Genomic DNA, 14,665 nt, shown 5'->3' with positions numbered 1-14,665 from the left:
ACCTTTTCGGAGAGGTCCGCGATCTCGTTGATGAAGGTGATCTTGGTCGCGAGGAACGCGTTGGCGGCGTATTTGATCATCTCGGCGGTGCGGCGCTCCGTGAACATCAACGGCGCCTGGTTCAGCGACAGCGGGCGATAGACGTCGCCCATCACCTTGCGGCCGCGCTCGTCGGAGGTGCCGACGACGACGCGATCTGGGAACTTGAAATCGCGGATCGCCGCACCCTCGCGCAGGAACTCGGGGTTCGAGGCGACGACGACGTCGGCCTTGGGATTGGCCTCGCGAATGATGCGCTCGACCTCGTCGCCTGTACCCACCGGGACAGTCGACTTGGTCACCACGACGGTGAAGCCGGACAGCGACTGCGCGATCTCTTTCGCGGCCGCGTAGACATAGGACAGATCGGCGTGACCGTCACCGCGACGCGAGGGTGTGCCGACCGCGATGAAGACGGCATCGGCATCCGCAACCGGATTCGACAAATCGGTGGTGAACTCCAGCCGCTTGGCTTTCACATTGGCCGCAACCAATTCGTCCAGGCCGGGCTCGTAGATCGGGATCTCGCCGCGATGAAGTGCCGCGATCTTCTTCTCGTCCTTGTCGACGCAAATGACGTCGTGACCGAAATCCGCAAAGCAGGCTCCGGACACCAGTCCGACATAGCCCGTTCCGATCATCGCGATTCGCATGAAAAACCCTGTTTTGGCTTGGTTAACGAAACCCCAATGCGGGGCGGTTTAGCACTTTCCTGACGGGAGGGAACAGTCCGCAGACAAAACCGGCACGCGAATTGTACCGGTCAAGAAATCGTAAACCGCTGGGCCCCACACTGCATCATGTCCGCACAGAGCCGGGCGGAACACGCCTCGAAACGGGACACCATGACACCATCAGGCACAGTCGCTGCGAACGGGGGCGTTAGCGCCCCTTCTGCCGCGCGTGTCGACTGGGTCGACTATGCCAAGGGCATCTGCATCGTCATGGTCGTGATGATGCATTCCGTGCTGGGGGTCGAGTTCGCCGCCGGCACGACCGGTTTCATGCATGTCCTGGTGGCGTTCGCAAAGCCCTTCCGGATGCCGGATTTCTTCCTGATTTCGGGCCTGTTCCTGCCGCTCGTGATCGACCGCGACTGGCGAACCTATCTCGACCGGAAGGTGGTGCATTTCGCCTATTTCTATGTCGTCTGGGTGACGATCCAGTTCGGCTTCAAGGCCCCCGCCTTCGCCGCCGAAACCAGTTGGCACGACGCAGGCCTGCTGTATCTGGAATCCTTCGTCGAGCCGTTCGGCACGCTCTGGTTCATCTATCTGCTACCGATCTTCTTCGTCGTCACAAAATTGACACGGCGAATCCCGTCACCCGCGATCTGGCTCATCGCCGCCGCGCTGGAGACCGCGCGTATCACCACCGGCTGGACCGCGATCGACGAGTTCTGCATGCGCTTTGTCTATTTCTATTCGGGCTATCTGTTCGCGCCTTATGTGTTCGCGCTCGCGGATCGCGCCCGCAATCGTCCGGCGCTTGCGCTCGCGGCGCTCGCGACCTGGGCGCTGGCCAATGCCGGTCTCGTTGCATTCGGCGCCAGCGAATGGAGAATCGTGTCGCTCGTGCTCGGCTTTGCCGGCGCCTGCGCCATCATCACGATGGGCACGCTGCTCGCGCGCGCGCAGTGGATGAATTTCTTCCGCTCCTGCGGCGAGCATTCGATCGTGATCTATCTCGCCTTCTTCCTGCCGATGGCGGCAACGCGGACACTGCTGCTGCGCACGGGGATCGTTCCCGACATCGGCATGGTGTCGCTGATCGTCACCATCGTCGGCGTGATCGGCGCTCTCGCGATCTGGCAGGCCGCGCTGCGGCTCGGCGGCAATTTTCTGTTCGAACGGCCCGATGCATTCTGGATCGCGCCGAGGAAGCCGGGCGTGCGGTTGCAGGCCGCGGAATAGGTCGATCAGGGCACCAAATAGAGAGCCCCAGTGGTGCGCCCGGCCTCGAGGTCGGCCTGCGCCCGCGCAGCATCACGCAAGCGGTAGGCATTGCCGGCTATCCGCAAGATGCCATCTGTCAGCGCAGCGATCACGCGCTCGGCCGCATGCCGGTAGTCAGCGGTATCGTTGACATAGGCCATGACGCTTGGCCGCGCCAACATCAGGCTGCGACGTGGCCCGAGGTCGTTGACATCGATTGACGGGATCGGACCGCCGGACTGGCCGATGCTGGCCACCACGCCGAATGGCCTCACGCAGCCAAGCGTCCTTTGCAAGTTTGTTCCGCCGATGCCGTCATAGGCAACGTCGACCCCACGCCCACCGGTGATGTCCGCAACTGCGGACGCGAAATCCGCGTTCCGCCCGATGATGACGTGACGCGCACCAGCGTCTCGGGCGATTTCAGCCTTCGTCTGCGATCCGACCGTCCCGACCACTTCAGCACCGCGCGCACTGGCCCAGCGGGTCAGCAATTGACCGAGCCCGCCCGCTGCGCTGTGGACGAGAACCGTCGTGCCGCGACCGACAGGAAACACACGGTCGAGCAGCATGTGCGCCGTGATCCCCTTGACGAAAATTGCGGCCACCGCTTCGTCGGCTACGGCGTCGGGCAGCTTGATACAACGCCAGGCCGGCAGATTACGTTCGGATGCGTAGGCGCCGACCGGCGCTCCCGCATAAGCGACGCGGTCGCCGACCTTGAGACCCATTACATCCTCGCCGAGCGCCGCGACAACTCCGACCGCCTCGACACCGGGAACGGCTTCGGGTGGAAGCGCGTAGAGGCCCATGCGCTGATAGATGTCGATGAAGTTGACGCCGATCGCGGTCTGTCGGAGCTGGACCTCGCCGCGCCCCGGCGGTGTCAGATCGACCGTTGCCAGTTCGAGCTGCTCCACGCTTCCCGGCGCCTTCAACCTGATGATCTCGGCCATGACCCGTCCCTCTCGTTGCCAATGAAGGGACTATGGGATTATTCCAAATTCTGCGAAACTGCTCATATATAAAACTGTCTTGTGAGATTTTGCACAATGATCGATTGGTCCGATCTGCATCATTTCCTGGCGCTGGCGCGCGAGGGAAGCCTGTCGGCGGCGGCGAGGGGTCTCGGCGTCGACCATGTGACGGTGGCCCGCCGCGTTGCGGCGCTGGAAGCGTCCATTTCGCTCAAGCTCGTCGACCGCCGGCCACGCAGTTACGCTCTCACCGAAGACGGCCAGCGGATTGCGGCGATTGGCGCGCAGATGGAGGAGACCGCGTTCGCGGTGGAGCGCGCGGCACGGGCAGCGAAGCCGGAACTCGACGGAGAAATTTCGATCAGTGCGCCGCCCTCGCTCGCCAATATTCTGATTGCGCCAAAGCTGATGCAGTTGCGCCGGCGTTATCCGGGCATCCTCATCAAGCTGATCGGAGAGAAGCGAACGGCTTCGCTCAGCCGTCGCGAGGCCGATCTGGCGCTTCGCCTCTCCCGCCCGACGCAGCCCGGGTTGATAGCCCGCAAGATCGGCCATTTCGAGTTCGGCCTTTACGGCGCGCCGTCCTATCTGAAGGAGACGCCACCCTATGCGTTTGCTTTCATCGCTTATGATGCCAGCATGGATGACACTCCGCAGCAGCAATGGCTGACGGAGATCGCGGGCACCCGCCAGATCGTGCTGCGGACCAATGACCTCGAAAATCAGGCCGCTGCGACCCGGGCCGGCGTTGGGCTTGCGGCGCTGCCTCGGTTTCTAGGCGACACCGATCGACGACTCGAGCGTTGCGACACCGATCGCAAGCCGGTCAGTCGCGAAGTCTGGCTCATCGTCCATAACGATTTGCGCCGCGCGCCAGCGGTGCGCGCCGTCGCGGGCTTCCTCGAGGACTGCCTGCGATAGCTGCGCCGCAAAGCGCGGTGGTGCCGGGATTTGCCTGTGCGCGCCTGCAAAATCAGGCCGGTGGAGGCTGTCTTTTGCCGCAAAAATTCATACATTGCGGCCATGCCCAAAACCTCCCCGAAGACCGACGCCAAAGCCGACACCAAGCCCGCTGCTGCGACAGCTGCTGCCAAACCCGTCGCCGCCAAGGCGGCCGGCAAGGGCGACCATGTCTTCCTGGTCGACGGTTCCGGCTACATCTTCCGCGCCTATCACGCGCTGCCGCCGCTGAACCGTAAGTCGGACGGCTTGCAAGTCAACGCCGTGCTCGGCTTCTGCAACATGCTGTGGAAGCTGCTGCGCGACATGCCCGCCGACAACCGGCCGACGCATCTCGCGATCATCTTCGACAAGTCGGAAGTCACGTTCCGCAACAAGATCTATCCCGAGTACAAGGCGCACCGGCCGCCGGCGCCCGATGACCTGATCCCGCAATTTTCGCTGATCCGCGAGGCCGTGCGCGCCTTCGACCTGCCTTGCCTGGAACAGGGCGGCTTCGAGGCCGACGATCTCATTGCGACCTATGCGCGGCAGGCGAGCGACCGCGGCGCCCACACGACCATCGTGTCCTCCGACAAGGATCTGATGCAGCTCGTGAACGACAGGATCATGATGTACGACACCATGAAGGACCGCCGCATCGGCATCCCCGAGGTGATCGAGAAGTTCGGCGTGCCGCCGGAGAAGGTGGTCGAAGTCCAGGCGCTCGCGGGAGATTCCACCGACAACGTGCCTGGCGTGCCCGGCATCGGCATCAAGACCGCCGCGCAACTGATCGTCGAATATGGCGACCTCGAGCAGCTCCTGTTCCGCGCCACCGAGATCAAGCAGCCGAAACGGCGCGAGGCGCTGATCGAGAACGCCGAGAAGGCGCGGATCTCGCGCAAGCTGGTGCTGCTCGACGACAAGGTGGCACTCGATGTGCCGCTGGACGACCTCGCCGTCCACGAGCCCGACGCGCGAAAACTGGTCGCCTTCCTGAAGGCGATGGAATTCACGACGCTGACGCGCCGCGTCGCCGATTATTCGCAGATCGACCCCGCTAATGTCGATGCCGATGTGGCTAACAGCAGCGGTGTCAGGACTGGCGACGGCGCGGCGAAAGCAACATCGTCCGAGACATCAGGCGATCTCTTCGCTGCTCCCGCGGCGATCGCAAAGGGCGGCAACAAGGGTGACAAGTCGGCCAGCGTCAAGGGCGCGCCGATCTCGCTGGCCGCCGCGCGTGAGGAGGCCTTGCGAAAACTTCCGGTCGACCGCGGCAAGTACCAGGCGGTCAAGACGCTCGCTGAACTCAACGCATTCATCGCGCGCATCCATGGTACCGGTCATGTCGCGATCGAAATCCGAGCTAACTCGATCGATCCGATGCAAGCCGATCTCTGCGGCATCGCGCTGGCGCTGGCGCCGAACGATGCCTGCTACGTACCGCTGGCACACAAGCAGTCCGGAGGCGACGGCGGCCTGTTCGACGCTGGCCTCGCGCCGGATCAGGTCAAGCATGGCGACGCCATCGAGGTTTTGCGTCCCGTCCTGGAATCCGCCGGCATCCTGAAGATCGGCTTCGACGTCAAGTTCACCGCCGTCATGCTGGCGCAACACGGCATCACCCTGCGCAACACCGACGATGCGAAATTGATCTCCTACGTGCTGGACGCCGGGCGCGGCTCGCAAGAGCTGGACTCGCTGTCCGATCGCTGGTTCGGCCACGCCATGCTGAAGGAGAGCGAGCTTCTCGGCAGCGGCAAGGGCAAGATCACCTTCGACCAGGTGCCGATCGACAAGGCCGCCCCGCTGTCGGCCGAAGGCGCCGACATGGCCTTGCGCGTCTGGCGCGTGCTGAAGCCCCGTCTCGTTGCCGAGCACATGACCACGACCTACGAGACGCTGGAGCGGCCGCTGGTGTCCGTGCTCGCGCGCATGGAACGGCGTGGCATCTCGATCGACCGCCAGGTGTTGTCGCGTCTCTCCGGCGACTTCGCCCAGACCGCCGCACGCGTCGAGGCCGAGATCCAGGAGATCGCGGGCGAGCCGGTCAATGTCGGCAGCCCCAAGCAGATCGGCGACATCCTGTTCGGCAAGATGGGGCTGTCGGGAGGCACCAAGACCAAGACCGGCGCATGGTCCACCACCGCGCAGGTGCTCGACGATCTCGCCGAGCAGGGCCACGACCTCCCGAGGAAGATTCTGGAGTGGCGCCAGGTCTCGAAACTGAAATCGACCTACACCGATGCGCTGCCGACCTACGTCAATCCGCAGACCCATCGCGTGCACACGACCTACGCGCTGGCGGCGACCACGACGGGCCGGCTGTCATCGAACGAACCGAATTTGCAGAACATCCCGGTGCGCACCGAGGACGGCCGCAAGATCAGGCGCGCGTTCATCGCTACGCCCGGGCACAAGCTCGTCTCCGCCGACTATTCACAGATCGAATTGCGGCTGCTGGCGGAAATCGCCGACATTCCCGTGCTGAAACAGGCATTCAAGGACGGGCTCGACATTCACGCCATGACCGCGTCCGAAATGTTCGGCGTGCCGATTGAGGGCATGCCGAGCGAGATCCGCCGCCGCGCCAAGGCGATCAATTTCGGCATCATCTACGGCATCTCCGCGTTTGGCCTCGCCAACCAGCTTGGCATCGGCCGCGAAGAGGCGTCGGCCTACATCAAGAAATATTTCGAGCGCTTCCCCGGCATCCGCGCCTATATGGACGAGACGCGCGACTTCTGCCGGAGCCACGGCTACGTCACCACGCTGTTCGGCCGTAAGTGCCACTATCCTGATATCAAGGCTTCCAACGCTTCGGTGCGCGCCTTCAACGAACGCGCCGCGATCAACGCCCGGCTCCAGGGCACCGCCGCCGACATCATCCGCCGCGCGATGACGCGGATGGAAGATGCACTCGCGGAGAAGAAACTCTCGGCGCAGATGCTGCTGCAGGTGCATGACGAACTGATCTTCGAGGTGCCGGACGCCGAGGTCGCAGCGACGCTCCCGGTCGTGCAGCACGTGATGCAGGACGCGCCGTTCCCGGCCGTGCTGCTGTCGGTGCCGCTGCATGTCGATGCGCGTGCGGCGAACAATTGGGATGAGGCGCATTAGCCTCTTCTTCACCTCGCCCCGCTTGCGAGGAGAGGTCGGATCGCTCTTGCGATCCGGGTGAGGGGGTACAGATCCCTCGACGATCTCGCGTGGGGAGAGAGGCCCCTCACCCCAACCCTCTCCCCGCAAGAGCGGGGCGCGGGAGCGCATCGAGTTCGCAGCGTTGAGCTCAATTGTCCTCCGAGCAATTGCGTGATGGCCCCACCGCGCCGCGCATATTAGAACCAGCGCATCTCCCGCACCGGTTCATTCATGCCCCACACCTCCGCCTTGCTCGGCTTTGCCCTCGTCTGCCTTGGTCTCGTGCTCACGCCGGGGCCGAACATGATCTATCTGATCTCGCGCTCGATCACGCAGGGGCCGGCGGCGGGCATCGTCTCGCTTGGCGGCGTGGCGCTCGGCTTCGTGTTCTATATGCTGTGCGCGGCATTCGGCATCACGGCGCTGCTGCTCGCCATTCCCTTTGCCTATGACGCGCTGCGTTTTGCCGGTGCCGGCTATTTGTTCTGGCTGGCCTGGCAGGCGGTGAAGCCGGGCGGGCGCTCGCCGTTCCAGGTGAAAGAGCTCGCAATCGACAGCCCACGAAAACTGTTCACGATGGGGTTCGTCACCAATCTGCTCAATCCGAAGATCGCGATGCTCTATCTCGCGCTGCTGCCGCAGTTCATCGACCCCGCCGCGGGCAGCGTGCTGGCGCAGTCGCTCGTGCTCGGCGCGATCCAGACGGCGATCAGCGTCAGCGTCAACGCGATCATCGCGCTCGCGGCCGGATCGATCGCGCTGTTTCTGACGAGCCGACCGAGCTGGATGCTGGTGCAGCGCTGGCTGATGGGCACCGTGCTGGCCGGGCTCGCGGTGCGGATGGCCGTGGAAGCGAAGAGGGTGTAGCCCCGCGCTCGTGCCCCGGACGCGCTGCAGCGCTCTTGCGGTGCTGCGCTGCGTCCGGGGCACGAGATGTGGGAGCTGAGAGACTAATCCAGCTTCGCCTCCATCCCCCGCTTCACCGCGGGGCGGGCCATCAGGGCGTCGTACCAGCGCTTGACGTTGGGGAAATCAGCCAGCTCAACCTTGTGGCGAGGATGGCGCCAGGCCCATCCCAAAATAGCAAAATCGGCAACCGAGAGCTCGCCGGCGACGAAGTCGTGGTCGGCCAGCCGGCGGTCGAGCACGCCGTAGAGCCGGCGGGTCTCGGCCATGTAGCGCTTCAGGCCGTAGGCGCGGTCCTGCTCGTTCTCGAGTGCGATGAAATGATGCACCTGGCCCGGCATCGGGCCGAAGCCGCCCATCTGCCACATCAGCCATTCATAGACGGGGACGCGCTCGCCAAGCGATTTCGGCAGGAATTTGCCGGTCTTTTCGCCAAGATAGAGCAGGATCGCACCGGATTCGAAGATGCCGACCGGCTTGCCGTCCGGGCCCTCGGGGTCGAGGATCGCCGGGATCTTGTTGTTGGGCGAGAGCTTCAGGAACCCCGGCGCCATCTGCTCGCCCTTGGTGATGTTCACCGGGACCACCTTGTAGGGCAGCCCCATTTCCTCCAGCGCGACCGAGATCTTGCGGCCGTTCGGCGTGTTCCAGGTGTGCAGCTCGATGGTCATTTACGCGTTTCCTTGCCCTGTTTCCTTGCCCGAAATATCCGGCATCCACCTACCTCAGAAGGTTGCACCCCCACAACCGGCGGACCGGGATGGCCGATCTCTGTTGACGGGAGACACCCCCTCTGGAATGTCGGGGCCGTCGCGGATAAATTCCGCCACCTTCAAAATGCTCCCGAGGGACCGCCGTGTCGAAATCAGCCTCCCGCGCCCGCCTGTTCGAAATCATCCGCCGGCGCTCCTTCGGCCGCGGCGATGTCACGCTCGCGTCGGGCCGCAAGAGCGATTTCTATTTCAACCTCAAGCCGACCATGCTCGACCCCGAGGGCGCGACGCTGCTCGCCGAGCTGACCTATGAGACGCTGAAGGACGACAATCTCGATTTCATCGGCGGGCTCGAGATGGGCGCCGTGCCGCTGGCCGGCGCGCTGGCGCAGATCTCCTGGATCAAGGGCCATCCGATCGCGGCGTTCTTCGTACGCAAGAAGCCGAAGGAGCATGGCGCAAAGCTCGTGATCGAAGGACTTCCCAAAGGCGAGACACTCGAAGGCAAGCGCGTCGTGATCGTCGAGGACGTCACCACCACCGGCGGCTCGGCGCTGAAAGCGGTGGAATCCGTGCGCGAGGCGGGCGCCGATGTGGTGCTGGTGCTGACCATGGTCGACCGCGAGGAAGGCGCCGACGACACCTTCGGTGCGGCCGGCCTGCCATTCCGCTCGCTGTACAAGGCGTCGGAATTTTTGAAGGCGTGACGCCTCTCGTGTCCCGGGCGCGTCGCAGCGTTCCCGGCGATGCGAAGCATCGTCCGGTACGCTGCGACGCAGAACCGGGACCCAGTCTTGCTCACCATCGATATGGCCCCCGGCTCTGCAGCGCACCGCTGAAGAAGCGCTGCGCTGCGTCCGGGGCACGAGAGTCCCCAGGGGGGGGGGCGCCAGCCTCAACTCCTCATTTACCATCCCGCTCTATGGTGAATCATTCGCTGAGACCTCGTTGGTCCCGGCCCGGTTCAGTAGCGTCGGGTGGAGTAAGCGTTGCGTACAGTCATCTCCCATGCGCGCCGGCGGCGTCGCGCGATGCTTGTGGCCGCCACCCTGGCAACACCGCTGCTGGCAGCTCCGGCCCCGGTTTCGGCCGAAGGCCTGTTCGACTTCTTCTTCGGCGGTACGCAGCAGCAGCGGCCTCAGCGTGAGGTGCCGCAGCAGGCGAGTTCCTACGCCGATCCCTTCACCGGCCAGCAGAATGCCGCAACCCCGCAATATGTGCCGCCGACGCGCTCGGCCGCGGCCGGTGGCTCGGGCCCGGCGTTCTGCGTGCGCAGCTGCGACGGAAAATATTTTCCGCTGATGCGCGGCCTCGCCTCGCCGGCGCAGATGTGTCAGGCGTTCTGTCCTGCCAGCACGACAAAGGTCTTTTTCGGCTCTTCCATCGACGGCGCCTATGCCCAGACCGGCGAGCGGTACGCCGACAGCGAGAACGCGTTCGCCTATCGCAAGGCGCTGCGTTCGGACTGCACCTGCAACGGCCGCGAGCCGGTTGGCCTCGCCCCGGTCGATCTTGCGCTGGATTCCTCGCTGAAAGCCGGCGACGTGATCGCCACCACCGACGGCCTCGTCGCCTATACCGGGGTCCGCCTCGGCAACGACCAGGCTGCGGAATTCACCCCGGTCGCCTCCTATCCCGGCCTCACCGCGCAGGTCCGCGCGCGCCTCGGCGAGATGAAGGTGGCGCCGGTGCGGGCCGAGACGGTGGCGGCAGATACGCCGGCGCCGGCCGAGATCGTGCGTCAGGCGCTGCCTGACGTGACCATGCCGAAGACGACGGCGAAGTCGGCGAAGCGGGCGGGATTGGATTAGGTCAGTCTCATGTCCCGGACGCGACGCGGCACGAAGTGACGCGGCGCAGAGCCGGGACCCACGCCACACCGTTACTCTTGGAGATATCGGCCCCGGGCTCTGCGGAGCAGCGCTACGCGCTGCACCGCGTCCGGGGCACGAGACTACCTCCCGATAATCACCCCGATCACATTCGGCGCGGCCAGATATTTCTCCTCGATCGCCGCGCGCGCGGCGGCGCGGTTTTCCGGAGTCAGCAATCCGCGCTTCTCGGCCAAAATCATCCAGCAGAAGCCCCACCAGTCGGTCAGCAGGCCGGCTTCACCGATGAGGTCATAACCCTGCTCGGCCGCGAAGATGCGTGCATGCGCTTCGTCCAGCGTATCGAGGAACAGATGGTCCTCGACCGAGAACAGATCGTCGCTGACGTCGTCGATGGTGTAGCCCCAGATCGACTGGCACACCGCGTTGAACTCGCGGTCGAACTGGTCGTCATCGATCCTCTGACGCCGCGCCGCCTGATGCAGCCGCGACAGCGAGCGCGCGAAATCGGCGATCCGGGTGAGGGCGAATTGATCGAAGGCAATGGTGGACATGTAGTCCTCGCAAAGTCGGACAGACGCTAGATATTGTGTCGGCAACGCGCCGAATCACAATGATATATCAAAGACTTGCTAAAGTGTTCTTAATTTGTTCTAGAGCAGCGCAGAGTTCTCAATAACAGCGCGACGCCGCAATGGCGTGGACCCGGCGGTCGCCGAGCAGATGGGCGACAAAGCCGTTCTTCGGAAAGATTTTTGCGAAAGCCGCGTCGCGGATGCTGAGGCCGCCGGCATAGGCGCCGAAGGCCGGCATCACGGCGCGCATCCCGTCGCTGGCGAAGCAGCGCCGCTCCATCGAACGGCCGCGTGCGGAAACGCGGGCCTTGGGGTGGAGATGGCCGGCGATCTCACCATGCGCACCGGTCGGCTCGTGACGGAAGGTGATCGGGCCGATCACGATTTCGTCGGCAATGGTGCCGCCGAGATCGCGCGGCAACGCCGGATCGTGATTGCCCGAGATCCAGATCCAGTCGCGGCCGGTCTGGAGTGCGGCAACCGCATCACGATCGTTCGCGGACAGGCGCTCATGGGCGGTGCGGTCGTGAAAACTGTCGCCGAGTGCGATGACGGTGCGCGGATCATGGCGGGAGATGACAGCAGCGAGACGGCTCAGCGTTGCCAGCGTATCGTAAGGCGGCAGCAGCACGCCGCGGGTGGCGAAGCTGGAACCCTTTTCCAAATGCAGATCGGAGACGACGAGCAGGCGCTGCTCCTCCCAGAACAACGCGCCGGAGAGATCGGCTGCGAAGGTCACATCACTGATGCTGACTCTGGAAACGCGCATGTCCTCGACATCCTCTGAAACCCGCGCGCCTGCCGTCACGTCAAAACCCGCTTCTATCCCATGGCCTCTTTGACCAGCTCATCAGCGGCTTCCGCCAACAGCTCGTCTGCAGCTTCGCCATAGACTGACTCGCGGCCGATTTCCAGCATCACGGGAACGGCGAGCGGGGAGACCCGATCGAGTTCCCGGTGTGTGATGTTGCCCTGGATACGGATGAGCATCGCGCTGAGACGGCGCAGATCGAGCAGGCCGGTGGCGGCATCGGCACGGGCGGCACGCAAGAGGACGTGGTCGGCCTGATGCTTGCGCAGGACGTCGTAGACGAGATCGGTTGAGAACAGGACCTGGCGGCGGCTCTTGTCTTCATCCGTGAAGCGACGCGGAATCAGGCCGGAGATCAGCGCGCAATTGCGGAAGGTGCGCTTCATCAGTGCGGATTCGGCGAGCCAGGCTTCGAGATCGTCGCCGAGCATATCGGGGTTGAACAGTGCGTCGAGATTGAGCTCGCCGTTGCGGATCATAAAGGAGGCATCGCCTAGCCCCCAGATCGCCACCGCATATTCATTGGCGACGAAGCCGAGCGGCCGGGCGCGGGCGCGCTCCAGCCGCCGCGTCAAGAGCATGCCCAGCGTCTGGTGCGCGAGCCGGCCCTCGAAAGGATAGCAGATCAGGTAGTGCTTGTTGCCGCGTGGAAAGGTCTCGACCAGCAGCTCGCGCACGCCGGGCACGCGCGAGACATCCTTTTGCAGCGACAGCCAGTCGCGCACCTGCTCGGGCAGACCGTTCCAGGCGCTGCGGTCGTCGAGCAGGCGGCGCACGCGCTCGGCGAGATAGGTCGAGAGCGGAAACTTGCCGCCCATATAGGACGGCACTTTCGGGTCCTTGTCGTTGGCGCGGGAGACGTAGACCTGGTCCTCAGCCAGCGCCTCGTAGCGCACGACCTCGCCGCCGAACACAAAAGTGTCGCCGGCGGTCAGGCCCTCGATGAAATATTCCTCGATCTGGCCGAGGATGCGGCCACCGCGCGCGATGGCGCCGGTCGAACCCCTGCCGGTGGAGCGCCCACGCACCAGCCGCACCTTCAGCATCGGCTCCTCGACGATAGTGCCGACGTTGAGGCGGTAGCTCTGCCGCACTTTTGGATTAGCGACGCGCCAGCGGCCCTGCTTGTCCTGCTTGATGCGGGCGAAGCGCTCGTAGGTTTTTAGCGCGTAGCCGCCGGTGGCGACGAAATCGACGACGTCGTCGAAATCCTGCCGCGCGAGATCTGAGTAAGTCGCGGCGGTGCGAACCTCGTCATAGAGATCGTCGTTGTGGAACGGTTCGCCGCAGGCACAGCCGAGCACGTGCTGGGCCAGCACATCGAGCGCGCCGATGCGCAAGGGTGGCGTGTCCTGCGCATTCTCGGCGATGGCATCGATGGCGGCGCGGCATTCCAGCACCTCGAAACGGTTGGCTGGCACCAGCACCGCGCGCGAGGCTTCGTCGAGACGGTGGTTGGCGCGGCCGATCCGCTGCATCAGCCGCGAGGATCCCTTGGGCGCGCCGATATTGACGACGAGATCGACATCGCCCCAGTCGATGCCGAGATCGAGCGAGGACGTGCAGACCACGCCGCGCAGTTTTCCCGCCGACATGGCTTCCTCGACCTTGCGCCGCTGCGCGACGTCGAGCGAGCCGTGATGCAGCGCGATGGAAAGGTTGTCGTCGTTCATGCGCCAGAGATCCTGGAACAGCATCTCGGCCTGGCTGCGGGTGTTGACGAAGACGAGCGTGGTCTTGTTCTGCTTGATCAGTTCGTAGACTTCAGCGAGCGCGTGACGCGCGCCGTGGCCGGCCCAGGGCAATCGCTCGCGCGTGTCGAGCATCTCGACCAGCGGCGGCGCGGCGCCGCCGGCAATGACGATGTCGGCGGCTTCTTCCTTGCCTCCGGGCTGCGGCACGAGAAAGCGCGCCAGCGATTCCGGTTCGGCCACCGTTGCCGACAGACCGATCGCGCGCATCTGCGGCGCCAGCCGCCACAGTCGCGCCAGACCCAGCGAGAGCAGATCCCCGCGCTTGGACGTCACCAGCGCGTGCAGCTCGTCGAGCACGATGCGTTTGAGCGAGGAGAACAGAAACGGCGCGTCGTCGGAGGAGAGTAGGAGCGCAAGCTGCTCCGGCGTGGTCAGCAGAATATCAGGCGGATAGCGCCGCTGGCGCTGCCGCCGCGACACCGGCGTGTCGCCGGTGCGGGTCTCGACCTTGATCGGCAGCGCCATCTCGGCGATCGGACGCTCGAGGTTGCGGGCGATGTCGACGGCGAGAGCTTTCAGTGGCGAGATGTAGAGGGTGTGGAGACCGGCACTGCGCTGTACCGCGCGACCGGTGGAGACCACGGACTTCGCGGGAGCCGCCGGAGCAGAGCTCAGCTCCACCAACGTCGGCAGAAATCCCGCCAGCGTCTTGCCGGCGCCGGTCGGCGCGATCAGCAGCGCGGAGCGATCCTCGCGCGCCTTTTCCAGCAGCGCGAGCTGATGCTCACGCGGCGACCAGCCGCGAGCCGCGAACCACTTTTGGAAGCGGTCGGGCAGCGGCGCGGCGGGCTCGGCCGATATTTTGCGGATACGAGGCGGCACGGCCTCACAGGTAAGCCGTGGGGGTGGGTTCGTCGAGGGGTGGGCGCTCCCGTAGATTCCATGGGGCGGTGAGCGAGCCCTATCCGTTAGGTTTGGGTTTCCACACTCGAACCACCGGAGAGTCTGATGCAAGCATCGACCGAGAGCACGCCCACCGCCGGACATAGTGGCACAATTTTCGTTGCAATCGAACTGAGCCAGCGGAGCTGGCTGGCA

General features: G+C 64.6%; 12 protein-coding genes. 6 read left to right on the top strand and 6 right to left on the bottom strand.

The window, feature by feature from the left end; translation table 11 throughout:
• Positions 1 to 692, bottom strand: a 692-nt coding sequence (locus BMW89_RS36765; RefSeq protein WP_143062891.1) for a UDP-glucose dehydrogenase family protein, incomplete at its 3' end; no start/stop codon positions are given.
• Between the two features lie 192 nt (positions 693 to 884).
• On the opposite strand from BMW89_RS36765, the gene BMW89_RS36760 reads away from it, so the two are divergent.
• Complete coding sequence (locus tag BMW89_RS36760; protein ID WP_092035222.1) at positions 885 to 1,952, top strand: acyltransferase family protein; 1,068 nt, start codon at positions 885 to 887, stop codon at positions 1,950 to 1,952.
• A gap of 5 nt (positions 1,953 to 1,957) precedes the next feature.
• Here the strand turns inward: BMW89_RS36760 and BMW89_RS36755 are convergent, their stop codons facing one another.
• Positions 1,958 to 2,929, bottom strand: a complete 972-nt coding sequence (locus tag BMW89_RS36755) for a quinone oxidoreductase family protein (protein WP_092035220.1) — start codon at positions 2,927 to 2,929, stop codon at positions 1,958 to 1,960.
• A 96-nt stretch (positions 2,930 to 3,025) separates the two neighbouring features.
• Between BMW89_RS36755 and BMW89_RS36750 the strand changes: the two genes are divergently transcribed.
• The 3 genes from BMW89_RS36750 to BMW89_RS36740 all read left to right on the top strand — a co-directional run bounded on the left by BMW89_RS36750 (position 3,026) and on the right by BMW89_RS36740 (position 7,903).
• Positions 3,026 to 3,871 carry a LysR family transcriptional regulator gene (locus tag BMW89_RS36750; RefSeq protein WP_092035219.1) on the top strand — a complete coding sequence of 282 codons (846 nt, stop codon included), beginning with the start codon at positions 3,026 to 3,028 and terminating at the stop codon, positions 3,869 to 3,871.
• Between the two features lie 102 nt (positions 3,872 to 3,973).
• Positions 3,974 to 7,015, top strand: coding sequence for a DNA polymerase I (gene polA / locus BMW89_RS36745; protein WP_092035218.1), 3,042 nt, complete (start codon positions 3,974 to 3,976; stop codon positions 7,013 to 7,015).
• A 252-nt stretch (positions 7,016 to 7,267) separates the two neighbouring features.
• Entirely contained in the window at positions 7,268 to 7,903 is a 636-nt protein-coding gene (locus BMW89_RS36740; protein ID WP_092035217.1) for a LysE family translocator, read from the top strand.
• Between the two features lie 83 nt (positions 7,904 to 7,986).
• On the opposite strand, the gene BMW89_RS36735 is transcribed toward BMW89_RS36740, so the two are convergent.
• Entirely contained in the window at positions 7,987 to 8,613 is a 627-nt protein-coding gene (locus BMW89_RS36735; protein ID WP_092035216.1) for a glutathione S-transferase family protein, read from the bottom strand.
• A gap of 185 nt (positions 8,614 to 8,798) precedes the next feature.
• Between BMW89_RS36735 and pyrE the strand changes: the two genes are divergently transcribed.
• Both pyrE and BMW89_RS36725 read left to right on the top strand, forming a co-directional pair.
• Positions 8,799 to 9,362 (top strand): orotate phosphoribosyltransferase, encoded by a 564-nt coding sequence (pyrE, locus tag BMW89_RS36730; protein WP_092035215.1) that lies wholly within the window; start codon positions 8,799 to 8,801, stop codon positions 9,360 to 9,362.
• Between the two features lie 324 nt (positions 9,363 to 9,686).
• Positions 9,687 to 10,466 (top strand): DUF2865 domain-containing protein, encoded by a 780-nt coding sequence (locus tag BMW89_RS36725; RefSeq protein WP_177196586.1) that lies wholly within the window; start codon positions 9,687 to 9,689, stop codon positions 10,464 to 10,466.
• A 143-nt stretch (positions 10,467 to 10,609) separates the two neighbouring features.
• On the opposite strand, the gene BMW89_RS36720 is transcribed toward BMW89_RS36725, so the two are convergent.
• The 3 genes from BMW89_RS36720 to BMW89_RS36710 all read right to left on the bottom strand — a co-directional run bounded on the left by BMW89_RS36720 (position 10,610) and on the right by BMW89_RS36710 (position 14,449).
• Positions 10,610 to 11,041 carry a hypothetical protein gene (locus BMW89_RS36720; RefSeq protein ID WP_092035214.1) on the bottom strand — a complete coding sequence of 144 codons (432 nt, stop codon included), beginning with the start codon at positions 11,039 to 11,041 and terminating at the stop codon, positions 10,610 to 10,612.
• 118 nt (positions 11,042 to 11,159) lie between these two features.
• Positions 11,160 to 11,831: a ligase-associated DNA damage response endonuclease PdeM gene (gene pdeM, locus BMW89_RS36715; RefSeq protein ID WP_177196585.1), complete on the bottom strand. Its 672-nt coding sequence runs from the start codon at positions 11,829 to 11,831 to the stop codon at positions 11,160 to 11,162.
• A 53-nt stretch (positions 11,832 to 11,884) separates the two neighbouring features.
• Positions 11,885 to 14,449 carry a ligase-associated DNA damage response DEXH box helicase gene (locus BMW89_RS36710; protein ID WP_092035212.1) on the bottom strand — a complete coding sequence of 855 codons (2,565 nt, stop codon included), beginning with the start codon at positions 14,447 to 14,449 and terminating at the stop codon, positions 11,885 to 11,887.
• Positions 14,450 to 14,665 lie beyond the last annotated feature (216 nt).

The organism is Bradyrhizobium sp. OK095 (assembly GCF_900109945.1).
Taxonomy (GTDB): domain Bacteria; phylum Pseudomonadota; class Alphaproteobacteria; order Rhizobiales; family Xanthobacteraceae; genus Bradyrhizobium.
Note: the sequence above shows the minus strand (reverse complement) of the source record. Positions and strands in the feature narration are given on the sequence as shown.

Coding starts and splice junctions, on each gene's coding strand:
- BMW89_RS36760 (WP_092035222.1), top strand. CDS start 885: ATGACACCATCAGGCACAGTCGCTGCGAACGGGGGCGTTAGCGCCCCT.
- BMW89_RS36755 (WP_092035220.1), bottom strand. CDS start 2,929: ATGGCCGAGATCATCAGGTTGAAGGCGCCGGGAAGCGTGGAGCAGCTC.
- BMW89_RS36750 (WP_092035219.1), top strand. CDS start 3,026: ATGATCGATTGGTCCGATCTGCATCATTTCCTGGCGCTGGCGCGCGAG.
- polA (WP_092035218.1), top strand. CDS start 3,974: ATGCCCAAAACCTCCCCGAAGACCGACGCCAAAGCCGACACCAAGCCC.
- BMW89_RS36740 (WP_092035217.1), top strand. CDS start 7,268: ATGCCCCACACCTCCGCCTTGCTCGGCTTTGCCCTCGTCTGCCTTGGT.
- BMW89_RS36735 (WP_092035216.1), bottom strand. CDS start 8,613: ATGACCATCGAGCTGCACACCTGGAACACGCCGAACGGCCGCAAGATC.
- BMW89_RS36725 (WP_177196586.1), top strand. CDS start 9,687: ATGCTTGTGGCCGCCACCCTGGCAACACCGCTGCTGGCAGCTCCGGCC.
- BMW89_RS36720 (WP_092035214.1), bottom strand. CDS start 11,041: ATGTCCACCATTGCCTTCGATCAATTCGCCCTCACCCGGATCGCCGAT.
- pdeM (WP_177196585.1), bottom strand. CDS start 11,831: ATGCGCGTTTCCAGAGTCAGCATCAGTGATGTGACCTTCGCAGCCGAT.